The organism is Mitsuokella jalaludinii (genome assembly GCF_928722185.1).
GTDB lineage: Bacteria > Bacillota > Negativicutes > Selenomonadales > Selenomonadaceae > Mitsuokella > Mitsuokella jalaludinii.
This window is the reverse complement of the sequence record NZ_CAKMXA010000001.1, coordinates 1666752-1684522: the sequence shown is the minus strand read 5'-3', so window position 1 is coordinate 1684522 and position 17771 is coordinate 1666752. Positions and strand designations below refer to the sequence as shown.

General features: G+C 56.6%; 12 protein-coding genes. 3 read left to right on the top strand and 9 right to left on the bottom strand.

Features of this window, described 5'->3' with window-relative positions:
* Positions 1–129 precede the first annotated feature (129 nt).
* From QDI87_RS07840 to QDI87_RS07830, 3 genes are read left to right on the top strand one after another with little or no spacing between them, the layout of a single operon-like run.
* Positions 130–1191: a methionine ABC transporter ATP-binding protein gene (locus tag QDI87_RS07840; RefSeq protein WP_278521268.1), complete on the top strand. Its 1062-nt coding sequence runs from the start codon at positions 130–132 to the stop codon at positions 1189–1191.
* On the top strand, positions 1160–1813 hold the full coding sequence (locus QDI87_RS07835; protein WP_226867304.1) for a methionine ABC transporter permease: 654 nt from the start codon (positions 1160–1162) through the stop codon (positions 1811–1813). Before QDI87_RS07840 ends, QDI87_RS07835 begins: the two co-directional genes overlap by 32 nt.
* A 20-nt stretch (positions 1814–1833) precedes the next feature.
* Positions 1834–2673 (top strand): MetQ/NlpA family ABC transporter substrate-binding protein, encoded by an 840-nt coding sequence (locus QDI87_RS07830; RefSeq protein WP_055161774.1) that lies wholly within the window; start codon positions 1834–1836, stop codon positions 2671–2673.
* 60 nt (positions 2674–2733) lie between these two features.
* On the opposite strand, the gene QDI87_RS07825 is transcribed toward QDI87_RS07830, so the two are convergent.
* The 9 genes from QDI87_RS07825 to QDI87_RS07785 all read right to left on the bottom strand — a co-directional run bounded on the left by QDI87_RS07825 (position 2734) and on the right by QDI87_RS07785 (position 17707).
* Entirely contained in the window at positions 2734–4326 is a 1593-nt protein-coding gene (locus tag QDI87_RS07825) for a bifunctional metallophosphatase/5'-nucleotidase (RefSeq protein ID WP_055161777.1), read from the bottom strand.
* Positions 4327–4487: 161 nt separating this feature from the next.
* Entirely contained in the window at positions 4488–5744 is a 1257-nt protein-coding gene (locus QDI87_RS07820) for an RNA-guided endonuclease InsQ/TnpB family protein (protein ID WP_070099913.1), read from the bottom strand.
* Positions 5713–6330 carry an IS607 family transposase gene (locus tag QDI87_RS07815; RefSeq protein WP_055161782.1) on the bottom strand — a complete coding sequence of 206 codons (618 nt, stop codon included), beginning with the start codon at positions 6328–6330 and terminating at the stop codon, positions 5713–5715. The genes QDI87_RS07820 and QDI87_RS07815 overlap by 32 nt, the downstream gene beginning before the upstream one ends.
* 181 nt (positions 6331–6511) lie before the next feature.
* Positions 6512–9994, bottom strand: coding sequence for an alpha-amylase family glycosyl hydrolase (locus QDI87_RS07810; RefSeq protein ID WP_055161785.1), 3483 nt, complete (start codon positions 9992–9994; stop codon positions 6512–6514).
* A gap of 173 nt (positions 9995–10167) precedes the next feature.
* Positions 10168–11721: an S-layer homology domain-containing protein gene (locus QDI87_RS07805; protein WP_036377188.1), complete on the bottom strand. Its 1554-nt coding sequence runs from the start codon at positions 11719–11721 to the stop codon at positions 10168–10170.
* A gap of 259 nt (positions 11722–11980) precedes the next feature.
* A complete protein-coding gene (locus QDI87_RS07800) occupies positions 11981–12757 on the bottom strand; it encodes an HAD-IIB family hydrolase (protein WP_036377185.1) in 777 nt (258 codons plus the stop codon).
* Between the two features lie 12 nt (positions 12758–12769).
* Positions 12770–14434, bottom strand: coding sequence for an alpha-glucosidase (locus QDI87_RS07795; RefSeq protein ID WP_278742821.1), 1665 nt, complete (start codon positions 14432–14434; stop codon positions 12770–12772).
* Positions 14435–14527: 93 nt separating this feature from the next.
* Positions 14528–16648 carry an alpha-glucoside-specific PTS transporter subunit IIBC gene (locus QDI87_RS07790; RefSeq protein ID WP_278742818.1) on the bottom strand — a complete coding sequence of 707 codons (2121 nt, stop codon included), beginning with the start codon at positions 16646–16648 and terminating at the stop codon, positions 14528–14530.
* A gap of 264 nt (positions 16649–16912) precedes the next feature.
* On the bottom strand, positions 16913–17707 hold the full coding sequence (locus QDI87_RS07785) for a MurR/RpiR family transcriptional regulator (RefSeq protein WP_036377176.1): 795 nt from the start codon (positions 17705–17707) through the stop codon (positions 16913–16915).
* Positions 17708–17771: the final 64 nt, after the last annotated feature.

The following is a 17771-nucleotide window of genomic DNA, read 5'->3' as shown; positions in this document are numbered from 1 at the left end:
TTTGATGCTATAATGGACAATAGCATAGTCAGGACTCGTAGCAGTCTGTAAGATTGTATTGACAACATTTCATTCCTATGCTACTATCAAAACATATAAGATTAATATGATTAGGAGGTAACTCATTCTATGATACAGCTGTCTCATATCGAGAAGACGTATGACAGCCCCTCCGGTCCCGTCAAGGCGCTCAAGGGTATCGACCTGACGATCGAGCGCGGCGAGATCTTCGGTATCATCGGTCTCAGCGGCGCGGGCAAGTCCACGCTGATCCGCTGCATCAACATGCTCGAGCGCCCGACGGCCGGCAAGGTCATCGTCGACGGCCAGGACATGACGGCCATGAGCGAGAAAGAGCTGCGCAAGGCGCGCAAGAACATCGGCATGATCTTCCAGCACTTCAACCTGCTGAGCTCGGCTACTGTCTACGACAACATCGCATTCCCGCTGCGCCTCTCGCACACGCCGGAAGCAGAGATCAAGAAAAAGGTACTGCCGCTCTTGGATCTCGTCGGACTGGCGGACAAGGCGCACCAGTATCCCTCGCAGCTTTCAGGCGGCCAGAAACAGCGCGTCGGCATCGCCCGCGCGCTCGCGAGCGAGCCGAAAGTCCTGCTCTGCGACGAGGCGACAAGCGCCCTCGACCCGCAGACGACACGCTCGATCCTCGAGCTCATCCAGGACATCAACCGCAAGCTCTCGCTGACGGTCGTCGTCATCACGCACGAGATGCAGGTCATCAAGGACATCTGCGACAAGGTCGCCGTCATCGAGAACGGCGTCATTGCCGAGCAGGGCACCGTCCTCGAGGTCTTCACGAACCCGCAGAAGCCCATCACGAAGGACTTCATCAGCGTCCTGCTCTCGAACGAGCTGCCCGCGGCGTTCCGCGGCGGCGAAGTCTCGAAGACGCCGCTGCCAGGCGCCTATCTCTTGCTGCGCCTGACGTTCATCGGCGAATCGGCCGACGACCCCGTGCTGGCCGGCATGATCCGCAAGTTCCCGGAAATCGAGGTCACGATGCTCTTCGGCAACCTCGACCAGATCAAGTCGACGCCTTTTGGGCGCATGATCATCGGCATCACGGGCCCGGAGGCAAAGATCCAGGAAGCTCTCCAGTACCTGCGCCAGCAAGATCTCAAAGAGGAGGTGATCGGCTATGTCCGCAGACATGATTCCACTTCTGACTAAGGCCCTCGGCGAGACGGTCTACATGGTCGTCGTCTCGATGATCATCGCCACCATCATCGGCGTGCCGCTCGGCGTGCTGCTTCACACGACGAGCAAGGGACAGATTCTCGAGTCACTGGCCGTCAACCGCATCGTCGGCGCCATCGTCAATGCCGTGCGCTCCATCCCGTTCATCATCCTGCTCGTCGCCATCATCCCGTTCACGCGCCTGCTCGTCGGCTCGGCCATCGGCACGACGGCTGCCATGGTACCGCTCGTCATCGCTGCCATCCCGTTCATCGGACGCCAGGTCGAGACGAGCCTCAAGGAAGTGCCGTTCGGCCTCGTCGAGGCTGCGCAGTCGATGGGCGCAACGCCGGCCCAGATTATCTGGAAGGTCCTGCTTCCGGAATCGATGTCCTCGATTGTCGCGCAGCTCACGACCGTCATCATCAGCCTCGTCGGCGAGTCGGCCATGGCCGGTGCCGTCGGCGGCGGCGGCCTCGGTGACCTCGCCATCCGCTACGGCTACCAGCGCTTCCGCCCGGAAATCATGCTGGCCACCGTCGTCATCCTCATCGTACTCGTTCAACTCGTCCAGTTCGTCGGCAACACGCTCGCCAAACGTCTGGACAAGAGATAAACAAAAAGGGAGGAATCCACATGAAAAAAGTACTCGCACTCATCGCTGCGCTCGTCGTCGCGACGCTGGCTTTCGCCGGCTGCGGCGGCAGCCAGTCCTCTTCTTCGTCCTCGTCGAGCGCAGCTCAGACGAGCGGCACGAAGACGCTCAAGGTAGGTGCTACGGCTGTGCCGCACGCCGAAATCCTCGAGGCAGCCAAGCCGCTGCTCGAGAAAGAAGGCATCAAACTCGACATCGTCGAATTCAACGACTACGTCCAGCCGAACCTCGCCCTCAACGACAAGGAACTCGATGCCAACTTCTACCAGCATGACCCGTACCTCCAGAACTTCATGGAAGAGCACAAGGAGGTCAAGCTCGTCAGCGCCGGCGGCGTCCACATCGAACCGATGGGCATCTACTCCAAGAAGGTCAAAGACCTCAAGGACCTCAAAGACGGCGCTACAATCTCCATCCCGAATGACCCGACCAACGGCGGCCGCGCCCTGCTCCTTCTCGAGAAAGCTGGCCTGCTGAAGCTCAAGGACGGCGTCAAGGAGAAAGCAACGCTGCAGGACATCGCCGAGAACACGAAGAACTTCAAGTTCCAGGAAGTCGAAGCCGCACAGGTTCCGCGCACGCTCGATGATGTCGATGCCGCCATCATCAACTCCAACTTCGCAATGCAGGTCCAGCTCGACCCGACGAAGGATGCGCTCTTCATCGAGGACAGCACGAGCCCGTACGTCAACATCGTCGCCGTACGCCAGGGCGATGAGAACCGCCCCGAGATCCAGGCTCTCATGAAAGTCCTGCACAGCCAGGAAATCAAGGATTTCATCAACAACAAGTATAAAGGCGCTGTCGTCCCGGCATTCTGATTGCCCAAGACAGCACAAAAGCTCCATCAGTAACGCTGATGGAGCTTTTTTCATGCATCATCATTGCACGATCGTGATGCGGCCCTGCGGTGCCTTGTAGTCGGCGCTGACTGTGCCGCCGAGTTCTTTGAGGTAGTTGCGGACGGCGTCGGTGTCGAGATAGTCGACATCGTGGATGGTGACTTTAGCGGGGTCCTGCATGGAGTAGTAGGAGTCGCCGCCGGAGGTCAGGAAGTCGGGGACGGCGATGTTGTAGGTCGCCTCCGGGTCGAACGGCTTGCCGCCGACGCTCGTGATCGTGACACGCGAGCCGGGGGCTGCCGGACGGTAATAAACGGAATGCGGGTAGAGCTCGCCCTTGGCAAACGGCGTCTTCGTGTCAACCGTATAGACGATGTCGGCCACCTGCGGGAAGGCGCCGAGCGCTGTCGGCGTCGTGCACGTCGCCGCCTCGAGGATCTCGAGCAGCGTCGAGCCCTTCATGGTGACGTACTGCAGGTAGTTGTGGTACGGCAGGACGCGCAGCAGGTCGGCCTCCGTGATTGCGCCAGCCTTGATGCCCGCGCGGATGCTGCCGCCGTTCATCAGGGCGCCGTCAATCGTGACGCTGTCGAGCACCGCAGCCTGACGGACCTGCCAGAGGTAAGCATCGGCGAGGAAATCGCCGAGGTTCGTCTCTTCCGTGCGCACGCCCGGGTCGCGACTGCCGTTGAGCTCAAACGGCGTCATGCCGACTTTTGTCGCGAGTCTCTTGTCGATGGCGGCCTGCGCCTTATCGACGATTGCCTTGACCTTGGCATCCTCTTTGTTGAACTGGCCGTAGGCATGGAGATCTTCCTGCCACTTGCCATCTTCATAGCGGACAACGCCGATGTTCGCGAGGTGCGAACCCGTCTCGGTCAGCAGACTGCCGTCAATGTAGAGATTCTTGACCGTGTGATCGTGGCCGTCGATGAAGACGTCGATGCCCTTGACGTTCGCGAGGACGTCGTTTGAGCGGTCGCCGACGGCATCCGGCTCGCTGCCGAGATGGCCGATGGCGACGATGAGGTCACAGTGCGCGGCCTTGAGCGCCGCGACTTCCTTCTGGGCTGCTGCGTACATTTCCTCTTTCGAGAGGAAGGTCAGGCCGCGCGTGCTCTTCGGGTTCGACGTCGTGATGGTCGACGGCGTCGTCAGGCCGAAGACACCGATCTTGAGACTACCCTTGCGGATGATGGCGTGCGTCTTGCCCGTGAACGGCTTGCCCGTCGCATCGACGATGATGTTGGCCGACACGATTGGGAACTTCGCCTGCTTGATGCGCTCCATGGTCACATCCGAGCCGTAGTCGAACTCGTGGTTGCCCAGCGTCATGGCATCGTAGCCCACGGCATTCATGAAGTCAATGGCCGTCTTGCCCTTGCTGAAGTTGACGAGGTTGTTGTCCTGGATCGCATCGCCGGCATCGACGAGCAGGACCTTGTAGCCCTTGGCCTCGTAATCCTTCTTGAGTGCGGCGACTGTCGCCATGCCGTTGACACCGTCGGCACGCTGGTCGTAGCCATGCGTGTCATTCGTGTGCAAGATGACGAGATGCGAGAAATCCGCCGCAAACGCCGTGCCCCAGAGACAGGCAAAGACGAATGCCAGCACTGCTAGTATCTTTTTCATAAATTCTCCTTTCGGCAAAATAATACTAAAACCATACTCTTACATCCATTGTACCGAACGAAAATTCTGACGTCAAATAGTAAATGACGTTATATTTATTATAAATACCAAATAATGATATTCGTATTTTTAATAAATTTCGCTGTTCACTCTTTCTCGCATCAGGCACAGCCGGAGCCGCGGCGAGCGCTCATCGAAAGAGTTACTACAGCTGGGCGCAACGCTACGCCCTCTATCCCGTCTGCGTTCACATTCGGGAATACTTTTCGCATGATCTGGTAGGCACCATTGACATCGGCATTGATTTTCCGGCCATCACTTGTCCTGAACAGGCCGCGATGAACCCGGCGTGATCTGTCATAGCAGGCTTTGACCGGTGCCTCGTCATCCAAGAAGGAAGTGCCACTCGTATAGCTCTCCTCAGTCAGCACAACCTTCATGCCGATTGACTCAGCCTTGTACTGGAGCATCTGGATGAAGCGGGCGAAAGGCAGCTGCACAAAGCTCTGGTTGACCTTGCGGCCGAGGTTCGCTTCCTGTTTCCAGCCCTTGTTCTTGCCGATGACCAGTACCGACACGTCCTGCCCCGTGCACAAGTCGATGACCTTGCGGCTTGCCTTATGCAAGTAATCCTCAACCTTGCGATTCCGCTTCGCTGTGAGCCGCGCGATTCGCTTAGAAGAATGGCGTCCATTCATCCGCTCACAGATGCTTCTGCGCTTGGCCATCTGCTTGTTGTAGTACTGATTGACCGACTTGAGCGGCGTCCCCTTGAGCAGGACAGGTCGCTCGCCTGTGTTCCAGGCCAGTGCCGCGAGATTGTCGACGCCGATGTCGATGGCGGCGTATCTTCCATTGTTCTCTTTCTCCTCGACCTCTGGAATTTCATAGACGAGTTCTATGCAAATCTCTCCGCCATGCGGGATGATGCGTGCCTGCTTGAACACAGCATCTGGCTGACTAGAGAAGATGGCCTTTACCGTGAATCCTTGAAAGACTCTTGGAAAGCGAATGACTCCGTCCTTGAGCTTGCAGTTCTGGTTCGTCAGGACCAGCGGGAAATAGCCGTCCTTCGGCTTGTACTTCGGCAGTTTTGGCCGTCCCTTGTACTTCTCGGGATGGGCCTTCCAGTCCTTGATGGCCGCGAAGAACGATGTCCAGTTCTTATCTAAAATGCGGAGTGTCTGCTGCGCTGTCTGCGCAGTCGGCATCTCCCGATAGTCGGGGTACTCTGTGTCAGCCTTCAACAAGCGGTCAACTTCGCCATAGCGCAGCCATTTGCCATCGTCGATGAACGTCTGGCGAATCAGGAAATTTCCGTGATTGTAGAGGTTCTTGGAACGATGACAGAATTCACGCAACATGGCATAGAACGGTGAAGAAGGTTTAAGCCGGTGGTGTTCCACTCGTTTCATCATCCTCTATCGCCTCCTTGATCTTCCGCAGTCTCCTGCGACTGGAATACAGCTTCATAGAGTAGCAATGCAGCAGATTCACGATTTCTTCAAAGATTTCCTGCGAGTCAAGCTTTTCGGACCCGACTTCGCTCATGACGACAATCTCACAGTTGTACTTCTGGAACAGATAATAGAATAAGTCGTAGCCGACGCGCGACAATCTGTCCTTGTACGTCACGACCACACGCTCAACACGACCGGCAAGGACATCGTCCAGCAGGTCGAACAAGCCCTTCCGCTTCTCAAAGCTGATGCCGCTGGCGATATCTGAGAACACACCGTTGATGGTGTAGCCGTTGGCGAAGCAGAACTGCTTGAGCAGCTGAATCTGGTTCTTGAGATCAGGCTTTTGTTTTGGCGTAGAGACACGAGCATAGATGTAGGTCTTGCGCTTCACGTCCTTGTTGAGGAACTTGTAGACATCTTCCTCGTTGTAGTCATAGTGGCCGTTCGGCATGACATGGACACGGATAATCCCTGTCTTGACGTACTTCGTGAGTGTCGGCCTAGAAACCTGCAAGATGCGAAGAACATCTTTTGCAAACATGTGGACTTTCCCCCTCTCTACAGATAATTATAACATATTTTAATATAATCATCTATAGATTTAGTGTGGTTAATTTTATATCTTTACTATATACAGACAAAAAAGACCCGCAACAGCGGGGAACTGTCGCGGGTCAAAAAGGGAAATTTAAGAGAAATGAGGGATGTTATGGATGCTCGTATCAGTCTTCTACGAGCATCATCCCCTGGTTCTCACCAAGGGCGAGTGTCAGCTGACCGCCATTTGCCGTAGCTTTGGTGCCGGTCAGCTCATCGGTGAAGATGGTACCATCTGCGGCGGAGACGGGCAGAGTGACCTGCTGTGCTTTGCCGCGGTTCAAGGCGACGATACCGAGTTTGCCGGAGTCGGCCTTGCGGCTGAAGGCGTAGATGTCGCCCTCTGCCTTGAGCGTATTGACATCGCCGCGCGCGAAGATATCCTTGTGCGCGTTGCGGACACCGATGACTTTCTTGTAGTGGGCAATGAGGTCTTTGTCCTCCTTGCCCCACGGATAGGTGCGGCGGCAATCCGGGTCGCCGCTGCCGTACTGGCCGGCTTCATCGCCGTAATAGATGGTCGGCATGCCCGGATAGCCCATGAGGAAGGTCGCCGCGAGTTTGAGACGCGCCTTGCCGAGGTTGTAGTCAAAATCCTTCTTCGTCGGCTGTGCGACACTGTCGGAGCCACCGCCAAACTTGTAGATAGCGCGGACCGTGTCGTGGCTGTCGACGATGTTCATGAGGTCGTAGAAGGCCTCCTTCGGGTAGTTCTGGCGCAGGACTGTCAGCTCGTAATCGGCCGCCTTGGCGTCGCCCTTGTTGAGGAAGAGGTCGCCGAGCGCGAACGAGAGCTTGTAGTTCATGACAGAGTCGAACGTGTCGCCCGTGAAGAACTGCGAGCCGTCCTGCCAGATCTCACCCAAGAGCAGCGGCTCAGAGCCGTCCTTCGTCTTGATGGACTTGACTTCCTTGCGGACGTTGGCCCAGAATCCCGGCGGCACCTCCTTGGCGACGTCGAGGCGCCAGCCGTCGAGGCCCTCGTCGAACCACTTCATGATGACGCCTTTGTCCTTGCCATTGCCGTAGAGCAGGTAGTCGCCGAGGTCCGACTTCACTGTGCCCTGCTCCGAGCCCGGGTAGTCGGCATCCTTGAACGGCACGAGGCTGTCGTAGCCCTGCCAGTCGTGGTAGGCGTACTTCTTGCCCATCATGTCCTGTGTCTTCTCGTTGCGGATGTCGAACCAGTTCTCCCAATGCCACGGGCTGAAGACCTGGCCTTCGGCCTCGAGTTCTTTCTTGGCCTCGACCTTGGCCGCCGCCTCCGTCATGTGCTTGTCGTTCATGAGGTCGTAGATGCGGCTCCAGTACTCGTAGGCACCGACCGTCTTGTACTTGCCGTAGCGGTCGAAGTAGATGGAATCATCGCCGATGTGGTTGTAGACACCGTCCATGATCAGGTGCATGCCGCGCTTCTGCATCTCCGCTGAGAGCTTCTCGAGATCCTTGAAGTTGCCGAGGAACGGGTCAATTGTGCCGTAGTCGACGGCATCGTAGCGGTGATTCGAGCTGGCATCGTAGATCGGGTTGACGTAGATAGCCGTCACGCCAAGGCCCTTGAGGTAGTCGAGCTTCTTCGTGATGCCGGCGATATCGCCGCCGAAGAAGTCGTTGCACTCCCACTTGTCGCCGTCGGCAGCCGGCGTCTTGCTGTAGTTAGCCGGCAGGTCGCTCCATTTGCGGTGCTGCACCGGCTGGAAGCCGCGCGCATTCGCACGCGCGTTGTCGTTGCTCTTGTCGCCGTTGAAGAAGCGGTCCGGGAAGATCTGGTAGCAGACGGCATCCTTCGCCCAGTCCGGCGTCTTGTAGTCCTTGCTGTAGACGGTGAGCTGGTACGGCTTGACACCGCGCAGCTTGAGCTCGCCCGTGCTGCCGGGCTTCGCATCGTCGCCGTACTCCTTCGTGTCGTTGAGCACGAACTTGTAGCCATAGAGGCCGTACGACGTCGGCGTGAACGATGCCGTCCAGATGTCCTGGTCGCCAGAGGTCGAGGCTTTCGTCATCGGATACGAAGTGACCGTGCCGGCCGTGTAGTCCGGATTGTACTCATCGCCGCCATTGGCCGTAATCTTGGCCTTGTAGACGACGAGCTTCGCGCTCGTGACATCGCCCTTGCCCGTGGCGAGCGAGAGCTTTACAGGCGTGCCCTCCTTGACGGCTTCAAACGGAGCGCGGTAATCCGTACTCCAGCTGTCGTGGTAGACCTTGTCCTCGCGGATGCGGCCATCGTCGGCGATCAGGCGCTTTGCCTTGCTGTCGTAGTAGAACGTGACATCGCCATCCTTGGCGACATTGACCTGCTGCGTCAGCGCATCCTCGCCCGGCATCTTGACCGTGACCGTGTAGTCGCCCTTCTGGAGCGGGATGGTCTTCTGGAAGAGATTGTCGAGCATCTGGTCGCGCATCAGCGGGTCATCGACCGCGCCAAAGCTGCCCGAGAGCACCGGCAGGTCTTTATCCGCGCGGAATGTGTAGCTCGTGCTGTCTGCAATGTGATGCGACTTGTCGTTGTAGTAGAAGGTGACTTCCTGCGCCTTCGGCAGCGTCAACTGCACGTTCGCACCGTCGAAGTTGCCGCCGAGGCCGTAATTCTCAGCCCAGCTGCCGTTGACGGAAATCTTGTAGTAATACGTGCCGGCAGGCAGCTTTATCTTGTAAGAATAGAAATCATGGCCGATGGGCTTCATGCGCGTCGTCGTGTCCGACGGATCCCAGTCCTTCGCCGCGCCAGCCTTCGACTGCACCGTGCCCGTCAGCACGATGCTGCGTCCCTCGGCAGCAAGAGCTTTCTCCTCAGCGTCCTTGCCCGCGTAATCGTATGTCACGGCATGCGTCGCATCGTCGTAGGTGAATGTGACATCGTGGTCCTTGAGCAGGCGCAGCGCGATGTTCTTGCCATTCGCCTCGCCGTTCGCGCCGTAGTTGACATCCCACGAGCCGCCCACGGCGATCTTGAAGTCGTAGTTGCCCTTCGGCAGATGGCCCGTGAAGACATGATGGCCAGCGCCGTCCGACTTCATGATGGTCTTGCCATCGGCAGGATCCCACTCCTTGGCCGCACCAAGCTCATCCTGCAAGGAGCCTACCAAAACAACGTCAGTCGGCTGTACGGAGCCAGGTCGGGCTGCTTCAGCAGTAGTTGCTGCCTTTTCCTCCGCAGATCCCTGTCCAGCATACGATACCGTTGTCTTGTGCGTAGCGGAATCGTATGTGAAGGTCACCTCCGTGTCCTTCGTGAGCTTCAGCTTCATATTGGCACCATCGGCCGCGCCGTCAGCACCGTAATTCGTATCCCACGTGCCACCGATGGCAATCTTATACTCGTAATTGCCCTTCGGCAGTTTGCCCGTATACTGGTACTTGCCGTTGCCGGCATCCTTCATGATTGTCGTACCGTCTCCCGGTGCCCAGTCTGCACCAGCACCGAGCTTCGACTGAACCGTGCCGACGAGAACAACATCTGAAGGGCCTACCGCCGCCGCAGCTTCAGCAACCGAAGCCGTGATGCAGGTTGGCATGACGTCTGCCGGCATGACGAACGGACTGCCTAGCAGGCTAAAGGCCAACGACATGCCAATGGCACGTTTCAACGCTTTCTTATGACTCATTACGAATGCCCCTTTCACCAAAGGAATAAAATCGGGACCTCACTGCTGAGGGCAACGACTCGTCTATCACCTTAGTGGTAACCACAAAGCCCATGTCAGGTGCGAGGTTGCCCCCACTGTGAAATCCCGATACTGTCAGAAAATCATTTGTGTATCAAGCGGAGAGCACTTCATCAGAAATGGAAGTCGAGCCAGCTGCGCAGGATGTGACGCGTGTAGGCACCACCAGCCCAGTTAGCATCACTATTTTCGGTGAGATGCGGAGCCCACATCGTCTCCCACTCGCAGTTCTGCCACGGAACCATCTTGAAGCCGTAGAACCAGCCCTTGACGCCATTGACAAAGGTCGGTTCACGCGTAGCCCACTCATCATCATGTCCGAGATCCGAAACGGCACCGATATCCATCCACTTTGCATAGGCCCCCCAAGAACCAACTTTGTTGAGATCCGTGCCACGATAATCAAAGCGGACAGCCCACGTGCGATCTGCATGCGGTTTCAGCCAATTCAGGTCCTCTAACAGGGCATCAGATTTCAGATAAGAACCCGTGACCGAGAAATCTTTGAAAAGTTTCGCCTTCAAATCAACACCATAGAAGTTCTTAGCCCCCGTGTAATAACCATCTGCCGAGTTACCCGTATCCGATGTATGATCGACGACACGAGAGTAAGCGATGTTTGCATCGAGGTATTTACCGATTGGGCCCCAGAAATCCAACGAACCAACAATCGGTGCGCGATGCGTGTTAATCTTGACAGAAGAAGTATCCCAGCCCTTATGCGAACCATCTTCATTAAACGTTTCTTTGATCTGGTCCGTACCCGAGACAGTCGTCCAGTCAGCAGACGGTTTCCAGTACTGAGCACTCATCCACCAACCGTGACCACCTTCAATCGGATGGTACGTGGCGATACCGTCGACCTGACCACCAAGCATGAGGTTCTGCATACCAATACCGTTCCACTTGCGGCCAATGTTCGTATACCAGTTGTGGTTCTTGCCGAGCTGGAGTTCTACCCAGATATTCGAGATGGAACCATTGTGGTTATCATCGCCGAGCAAACTATCCTTATCGATACCAGAAATAGCATTTGTCGTCTCAAGGAAATCAGTCGTACCATCTTTACGGGTCAACTTGAGCATCTTAGGAATCTTGCTGTTCGCGTATTCACTGTCGCGATAATGCGCGTTTTTCTCAACCGTAAAGCGTGCCGTTGCATGATCGTTGACCTTCATGGAACCCTCGAGATCCATGTAGAAGCGATTATTATAGGTGCCATTATGACCATCTTTCACCAAGCCATTGTCATCGCCAACCTGTACACGCGTCATGCCCCAGACCTTGAATTTATCCGTCTTGTTCTTGAGATCATTGATGTCATTCGTATTCTTGTTGACCTGATTTTTCAGCGTGCCCAGCTCATTGGCATACTCGGCAGAGAGTTTGTCGAGCACGGCCTTATCGCCGAAGCTGACGTCCTTCTTCTGCATTGCCTTTGCTACGATGGCGGCCATCTCATAACGAGTCATGGTGCGGCTGCCCTGGAAGGTACTATCCCCCATACCTTCGATGACGCCTTCTTTGGCCAGGTAGTCGAGTGCCTGGTAGGACCAGTGATCCTTCGGGACGTCTGTGAAACTGTCCGCCGTAGCAGCAAATGCCGTACTGGACATGCCGACCGTCAGACCGGCAAGGATAGCAAGTGCTTTCGTGTTGATCTTCATGTGATAGACTTCCTTTCCCTTTTAAGATAAATGGGTAATTGGGATTTTATAAGAATGAGATTCCCTTATCTATCCTTGTTCCGATATGAAAATCTCATCATATAAACTTTTCTGATATCTCCCGGTAAAAAGCAGGCGATAACGGTTCTGTGTGTGATAGAGGACAGAACCGTTACACACCCAAAGGGGGAATTCCTGTAAACATGTCACAGGTCAAAAGAAATATATGTACACGCAAATACATGCGCGCGGGGGCTGATTAAAGGTTGGCGAGCAGCATGGCGCCGACGCTCTCGTAGGCGCAGCGGGCCTTTGCCTTGATGGCATCGCGGGCTGTCTCTACTGTATACCCGCTGAATGCCTCAATCATCGGCAGGTCGTTGACCTCGTCGCCGATGGCGAAGATCTCAGCATCCTGCCACCCCATCAACTTGAGCGTGTGGTCGACAGCCTGTTCCTTGCTGATCTCCTTCGGCGTGATATCGACGGCACAGCGGTTCGGGTAGGCGTGCACGACGTCGCCGAACTTGGCATTGACCTCATCACTCGCGGCGAAGGCGTCCTCGGGATTCGTGAAGCCGAGGGCGAACTGGTGGATGGTCTGCGGCAGATGGCCGACTTCGCTCTCCTCGATGTTGACAATCGGGAAGTTCCACTGCTTCGCCTCGCGGATGACCCAAGTACCTTCCGACGCATGGCAGAGGTAAGTGCGGTCCGCGGCGGACAGGGCAAAATGGAAGGACTTGCGCACGAGCGGCAGATGCGTCAGCGCGGCCAGCATCTCCGGAGCGATTTCTGCTTCCCAGAGCACCGTACCGTTGGCTGCACAGATGATGCCGCCGTTATTGCAGGCGAGATAATCGTAGCCGACACCATAGTGCTGGAGCTGCGGCACGAGCATGCCGTGGTCGCGTCCCGAGACAACGCCAAACTTATGCCCGGCTTCACGCCATTTCTTGATTGCCTCGGCATCGCTCTTGGCGATCCTGTCCTGACGGAACAGCGTTCCATCGTAATCACTAGCGGCTACTTTCATCATCGTTCCTCCTCATTTGACATAGACGACGGCTTCCGCCGGTCTAAGAGTTCCCTTCTTGGCATTCTCGTAGTTGCCGATCAGGATGTCGGCATCCTCAAGGACGCTGCTATCGTATGTAACAGTATCATTCGTGAAATTGACGACCGTGTACGCCGCATGCTCCCCAAGCACGCGTTTGAATGCGTAGACGTGCTCATCCTCGTGCAGCAGCTCTTCATAGGAGCCCTGCAGCAGGATCTCAGAGGCTTTGCCCTCCGTGCGCTCACGGTTCATCTGGCGGTAGTAGCTCAGCACGGATGTGCCGTCCTCGCTCTCCGCCTCGACACAGCAGTCCATGAAATCCTTGTGGACAGGCAGCCACGGCTTGCCGGTCGTGAAGCCTGCGTTCGTGTCGCGCGTCCACTGCATCGGCGTGCGCGCGTTGTCGCGGCTCTGGAACTGCACGGCCTTGAGTGCTTCTTCTGGCGAGAGGCCCTCTTTGAGGGCGTATTCATACTGGCCATGCGTCGAGATATCATTGTAGTCCTCGATCTTCGGGAAGGCCGTATTCGTCATGCCGATCTCTTCGCCTTCGTAGACGAAAGGCGTGCCGCGCAGCGTGAAGAGCACGGTCGCCAGCGCCTTGGCTGCCACCTTCGGGTCGGTGCCCTCCGGGAAGTAGCGGTGCATCGCGCGGTTCTGGTCGTGGTTCTCGAAGAAGATCGGATACCAGCCCTCTTTTGCCGTCGCAGCCTGGCTGGCTGACAGGGCATCCTTGAGCTGGCCGAGCTTCCAGGCGAAGCGCTTGCACCAGATCTCGCCCTCCGGGTAGGAGAGCTCGAGGTGGCTGAACTCGAAGAGCATCGAGAAGACACCGTCCTTGCCGACCCACTGCGGCAGTTCCTCCGGGCTGACGCCGTTGGCCTCGCCGACCGTGAAGATGTCGTGGCCGTCGAAGACGTTGCGGCGGAACTCGTGCAGGAAGTCGAGGATGCCCGGCGTGTTGGCCGTCATCTCGTGGATGCCGGAGAGGCCGTCAGCACCGTCAACCGGGCCGTCCTTGAACGCCGGCTTCTTGATGTAGACGATGGCATCGATGCGGAAGCCGCCGACGCCCTTGTCGAGCCAGAAGTTCGCGGCGTTAAAGAGCGCCTGGCGCACCTCCGGGTTCTCCCAGTTGAGATCCGGCTGCGCCTCAGCGAACGTGTGCAGGTAGTACTGCTGGCGCTCCTCGCACCACGTCCAGGCCGAGCCGCCGAAGATGGCTCTCCAGTTCGTCGGAGCCGAGCCGTCCGGCTTGGCGTCGCGCCAGATGTACCAGTCGGCCTTGGGATTCGTGCGGTCCTTCTTCGACTCGAGGAACCACGGGTGCTGGTCAGAGCTGTGGTTGAATACGAGGTCCATGACGATGCGGATGTCGCGCTTCTTCGCCTCGGCGATGAGCTCTTCCATGTCCTCCATCGTGCCGTACGACGGGTCGATCCCGCAGTAATCGGAAATATCATATCCATTGTCGACCATCGGCGATGGGTAGACCGGCGTGAGCCAGATGGCTCCCGTGCCGAGGGACTTCAGGTAGTCGAGATGGCTCGTGACACCTGGGATGTCACCCACGCCCGTCCCGGTCGTATCCTGGAAACTCTTCGGATAGATCTGATAGACGATGGTTTTCTGCCACCATTTCAATTCATTCATGTATATGCTCCTTTCTTCTGAGGATCTCCGAGAAATAAGAAAGAGGAGTGTGGAGCACTCCACACTCCACTCTCATTTCTTATCGATGGGACATCAGAAGGAGATGATCGGGGTTTCGTTTACTTTGACGTCTCCGTCTGCAGCTTTCTTCATCTGCGGATAGTCACCGCTGTTCGTGACAGCGAGGATGATCGTATCCTTGTAGCCCGCAGCCTTGATGGCCTCGCGATTAAAGCCGATGAGTTCGTCGCCGGCCTTGACCTTCGCACCCGTCTTCGTCAGGCAGCGGAAGCCCTTGCCGCCCATCTTGACCGTGTCGAGGCCGATGTGGATGAGGATCTCGGCGCCGTTCGTCAGGCGCAGGCCGATGGCGTGATAGGAACCTTCCATGATCATGGTGACTTCGCCGTCAGCCGGAGCTACGACCATTTCCGTCGTCGGCTCGATAGCAACGCCGTCGCCCATCATCTTCTGGGAGAATACGTCGTCCGGGACTTCCGTCATGTCGATGAGCTTGCCGGAAGCAAATGCCTTGAGTTTCATCGAGAGGTCCGTCTTGACAGGCTCGCTCGGATCAGCTGCTGCCTTTGCCTCGACGGCTACGTCAGCGAGATCGCCCTTGAGCAGGGCATCGAAATAGCTGCGGACATTCGGTACGGAGAGGCCGACGATGACCTGGATCGCATGGCCGTTCTTGACGAGGCCGAATGCGCCAGCCTTCGTGAACTTGCTTGCCGATGCGACTTTATCCGGATCAGCGACCGTGACGCGCAGACGCGTTGCGCAGTTCGTGACTTCCTTGATATTGGACGGGCCGCCGAGGTTGTCGAGGAAGACCTGAGCCTTCAGAGCTTCCGGGTTGTTGGCGAGGCCCTTCTTCTCCATCTCTTTCTTGGCCTTGTACTCGGCTTTCGAGAAGAGCTTGTCCTCTTCATCGTCGTCCGTGCGGCCCGGCGTCTTGTAGTCGTTCTTGAGGATGAGGTAACGGAATACGAAGAAGTAGATTGCGGTGAAGCAGAGGCCTACGATGATCTGCATGATGTAGGTGCCTGCATGATACTTGAACAGCGGGATCCAGTTCTGGACGAAGCAATCGATGAGGCCGCCGCCGAAGTTACCGGAAAGGCCGAAGAAGTAAAGCGTTGCGGAAAGCGTTGCCGCGAGAACGGCATGCACAGCGTAGAGGAGCGGTGCGACGAAGAGGAAGGTGAACTCAAGCGGCTCAGTGATGCCGCAGAGGACGGCCGTAATCGTGGCCGGGATCAGGAGCGTTGCGACTTTCTTGCGCTTCTCCGGTTTTGCGCAGAAGTACATGGCAAGTGCAGCGCCAGGCAGGCCGAAGACCTTCGACATGCCGTGGAGGGCGAAGCCGCCTTCCGGGAACATCTCTTTCAGGGAATGAGCGCTCGTAGCGAAGTCATTGAGATGCTGGAGCCAGTAAGCCTGGATACCGCCATCGCAGACGGCCGGGCCGAAGATGAACGGCAGGTAGATGAAGTGATGCAGGCCTGCCGGCAGGAGGATTCGTTCGGAGAAGGTGTAGCACCATACGCCGACGATGCCGCTCGTCTTGAGGAAGAACTGGAACTGCTCAATGGCGTGCTGGACAGCCGGCCATACGAAGCAGAAGAGCAGTGCCATCGGGATCATGACGGCGAAGCCGACGGCTACAACAAAGGCAGGGCCCTTGAAGATGCCGAGCCAGTCCGGGATCTCCGTATCATAGAAGTGGTTGTGGATCCAAGAGGAGCAACAGGCGATGAAGATGGCGCCGAGCATGCCCATGTCGAGCGTCTTGATGTTCGCGATCATCGCAAGGCCTGTGCCCGCACCAGCTGCCTGGCTGTAATCCACTCCGAAGAAGCTGCCGTGCAGCGTCAGGAATGCGGATATGAAGTAGTTGAAGCACATGTAGATGACGAAGGACTCCATTGCGCAGCGCGCAGGTTCCTTTTTCGCGAAGCCGATTGGAACGGCGATGGCGAAGAGGATTGGCATCTGGGCAAATACCGTCCAGGCACCCTGTTCGACGACGAACCAGAAATCGTACCAGACTGTGCCTTTATCTGCAATGCTGCCGAGAAGCATGGTGTTCTTGCAGACAATCGAGATGGCAACCGTGAGACCGAAGAATGCGAACAGGATGACCGGCGTGTACATTGCGCCGCCAAACCGCTGCAATTCTTGCATGACGCGATCTTTCTTGATCGACATGTTCATACCCCCTATTTCTTAAACATACCCTTATGAGTTCTTGCCAATTCGATATTGTTATCGATTCGACTTGGTTTCCGAGCTGGGTGATTGCAATCCCCCGATCACCCCCTCGGTTATCTTGTACCTAAAGGATACAAAAAAAAGACCGCAAACGCAATAGTTTCGCGGCCTTTAGGCACATCACCCCTTTCGTGTACCACGGTACATCTGGCGTATCTTGGTACACGCGAGGTGCTGCGAGGGTTTGCAGGCAGTCTTTCTTTATATTGTTGACTGAATAGTTTTCTCTTTCAATCGATGCACGTACATGCGGTACTTGACATACCAGACCTCGATGAGCATGAAGTACGGCATCATCGACTTGAAGGAGATGTGCTTGCCGTCCTCGGCATCGTAGAGCTGGAACTCGGCCGGCGAGATGTAGAGGTTGACGGTCGAGAGGCTCGCGAGCGTGTTGTCGTGGAGCTTCGTGATGGAGATCAGCGGGATGTCGCGCAGCTGGAGCTCGCGGGCGAACTCGACAACAGTCGGCGTCTCGCCCGACAGCGAGACGATGATGAAGAGGTCATCCTTCGTCAAGGTGTTCAGCAGCGAATAGAATTCCTCGCGGGCCGGTATCTCATAGAGGAAAACGTTGTCGTAGAAGAACAGCCGCTTGAGCTCCTGCAGGACGTTGGCCTGTACGTAGCCCGAGGCAAACGTGAAGACGCGGTTGGCCTCATGCACGAGTCGGCTCGCGCTGTCGAAGTTGCGCTTGAAGATCTTCTCGCCTGTCTTGAGGTAGAAGTCGCTGAGGTCCTCGAGCACGTTCGAATTGTAGTGCGGCGTCTCCTGCTCCTCCATCTTGAGGATGGCCTTGAGCTCGCCGAAGCCGTCGAGTCCGAGCTTCTGCGCGAAGCGCACGATCGTCGTACTCGAGACGCAGCAGGACTTTGCGAGCTCATGGATGGAGATGTGGCGCGCCATCTCCCGGTGCTGCAGGATGTATTTCCAGATGACCATGTCGGTGTCGTTGAGCGACTGGCGGTGGGTGTTGATGATTTCATCGAGACGCATATCCGTTCCCCCTTGACGAATGCATTTCTTATTCCTTTTCAATACAAAATGATACCATCCCTGA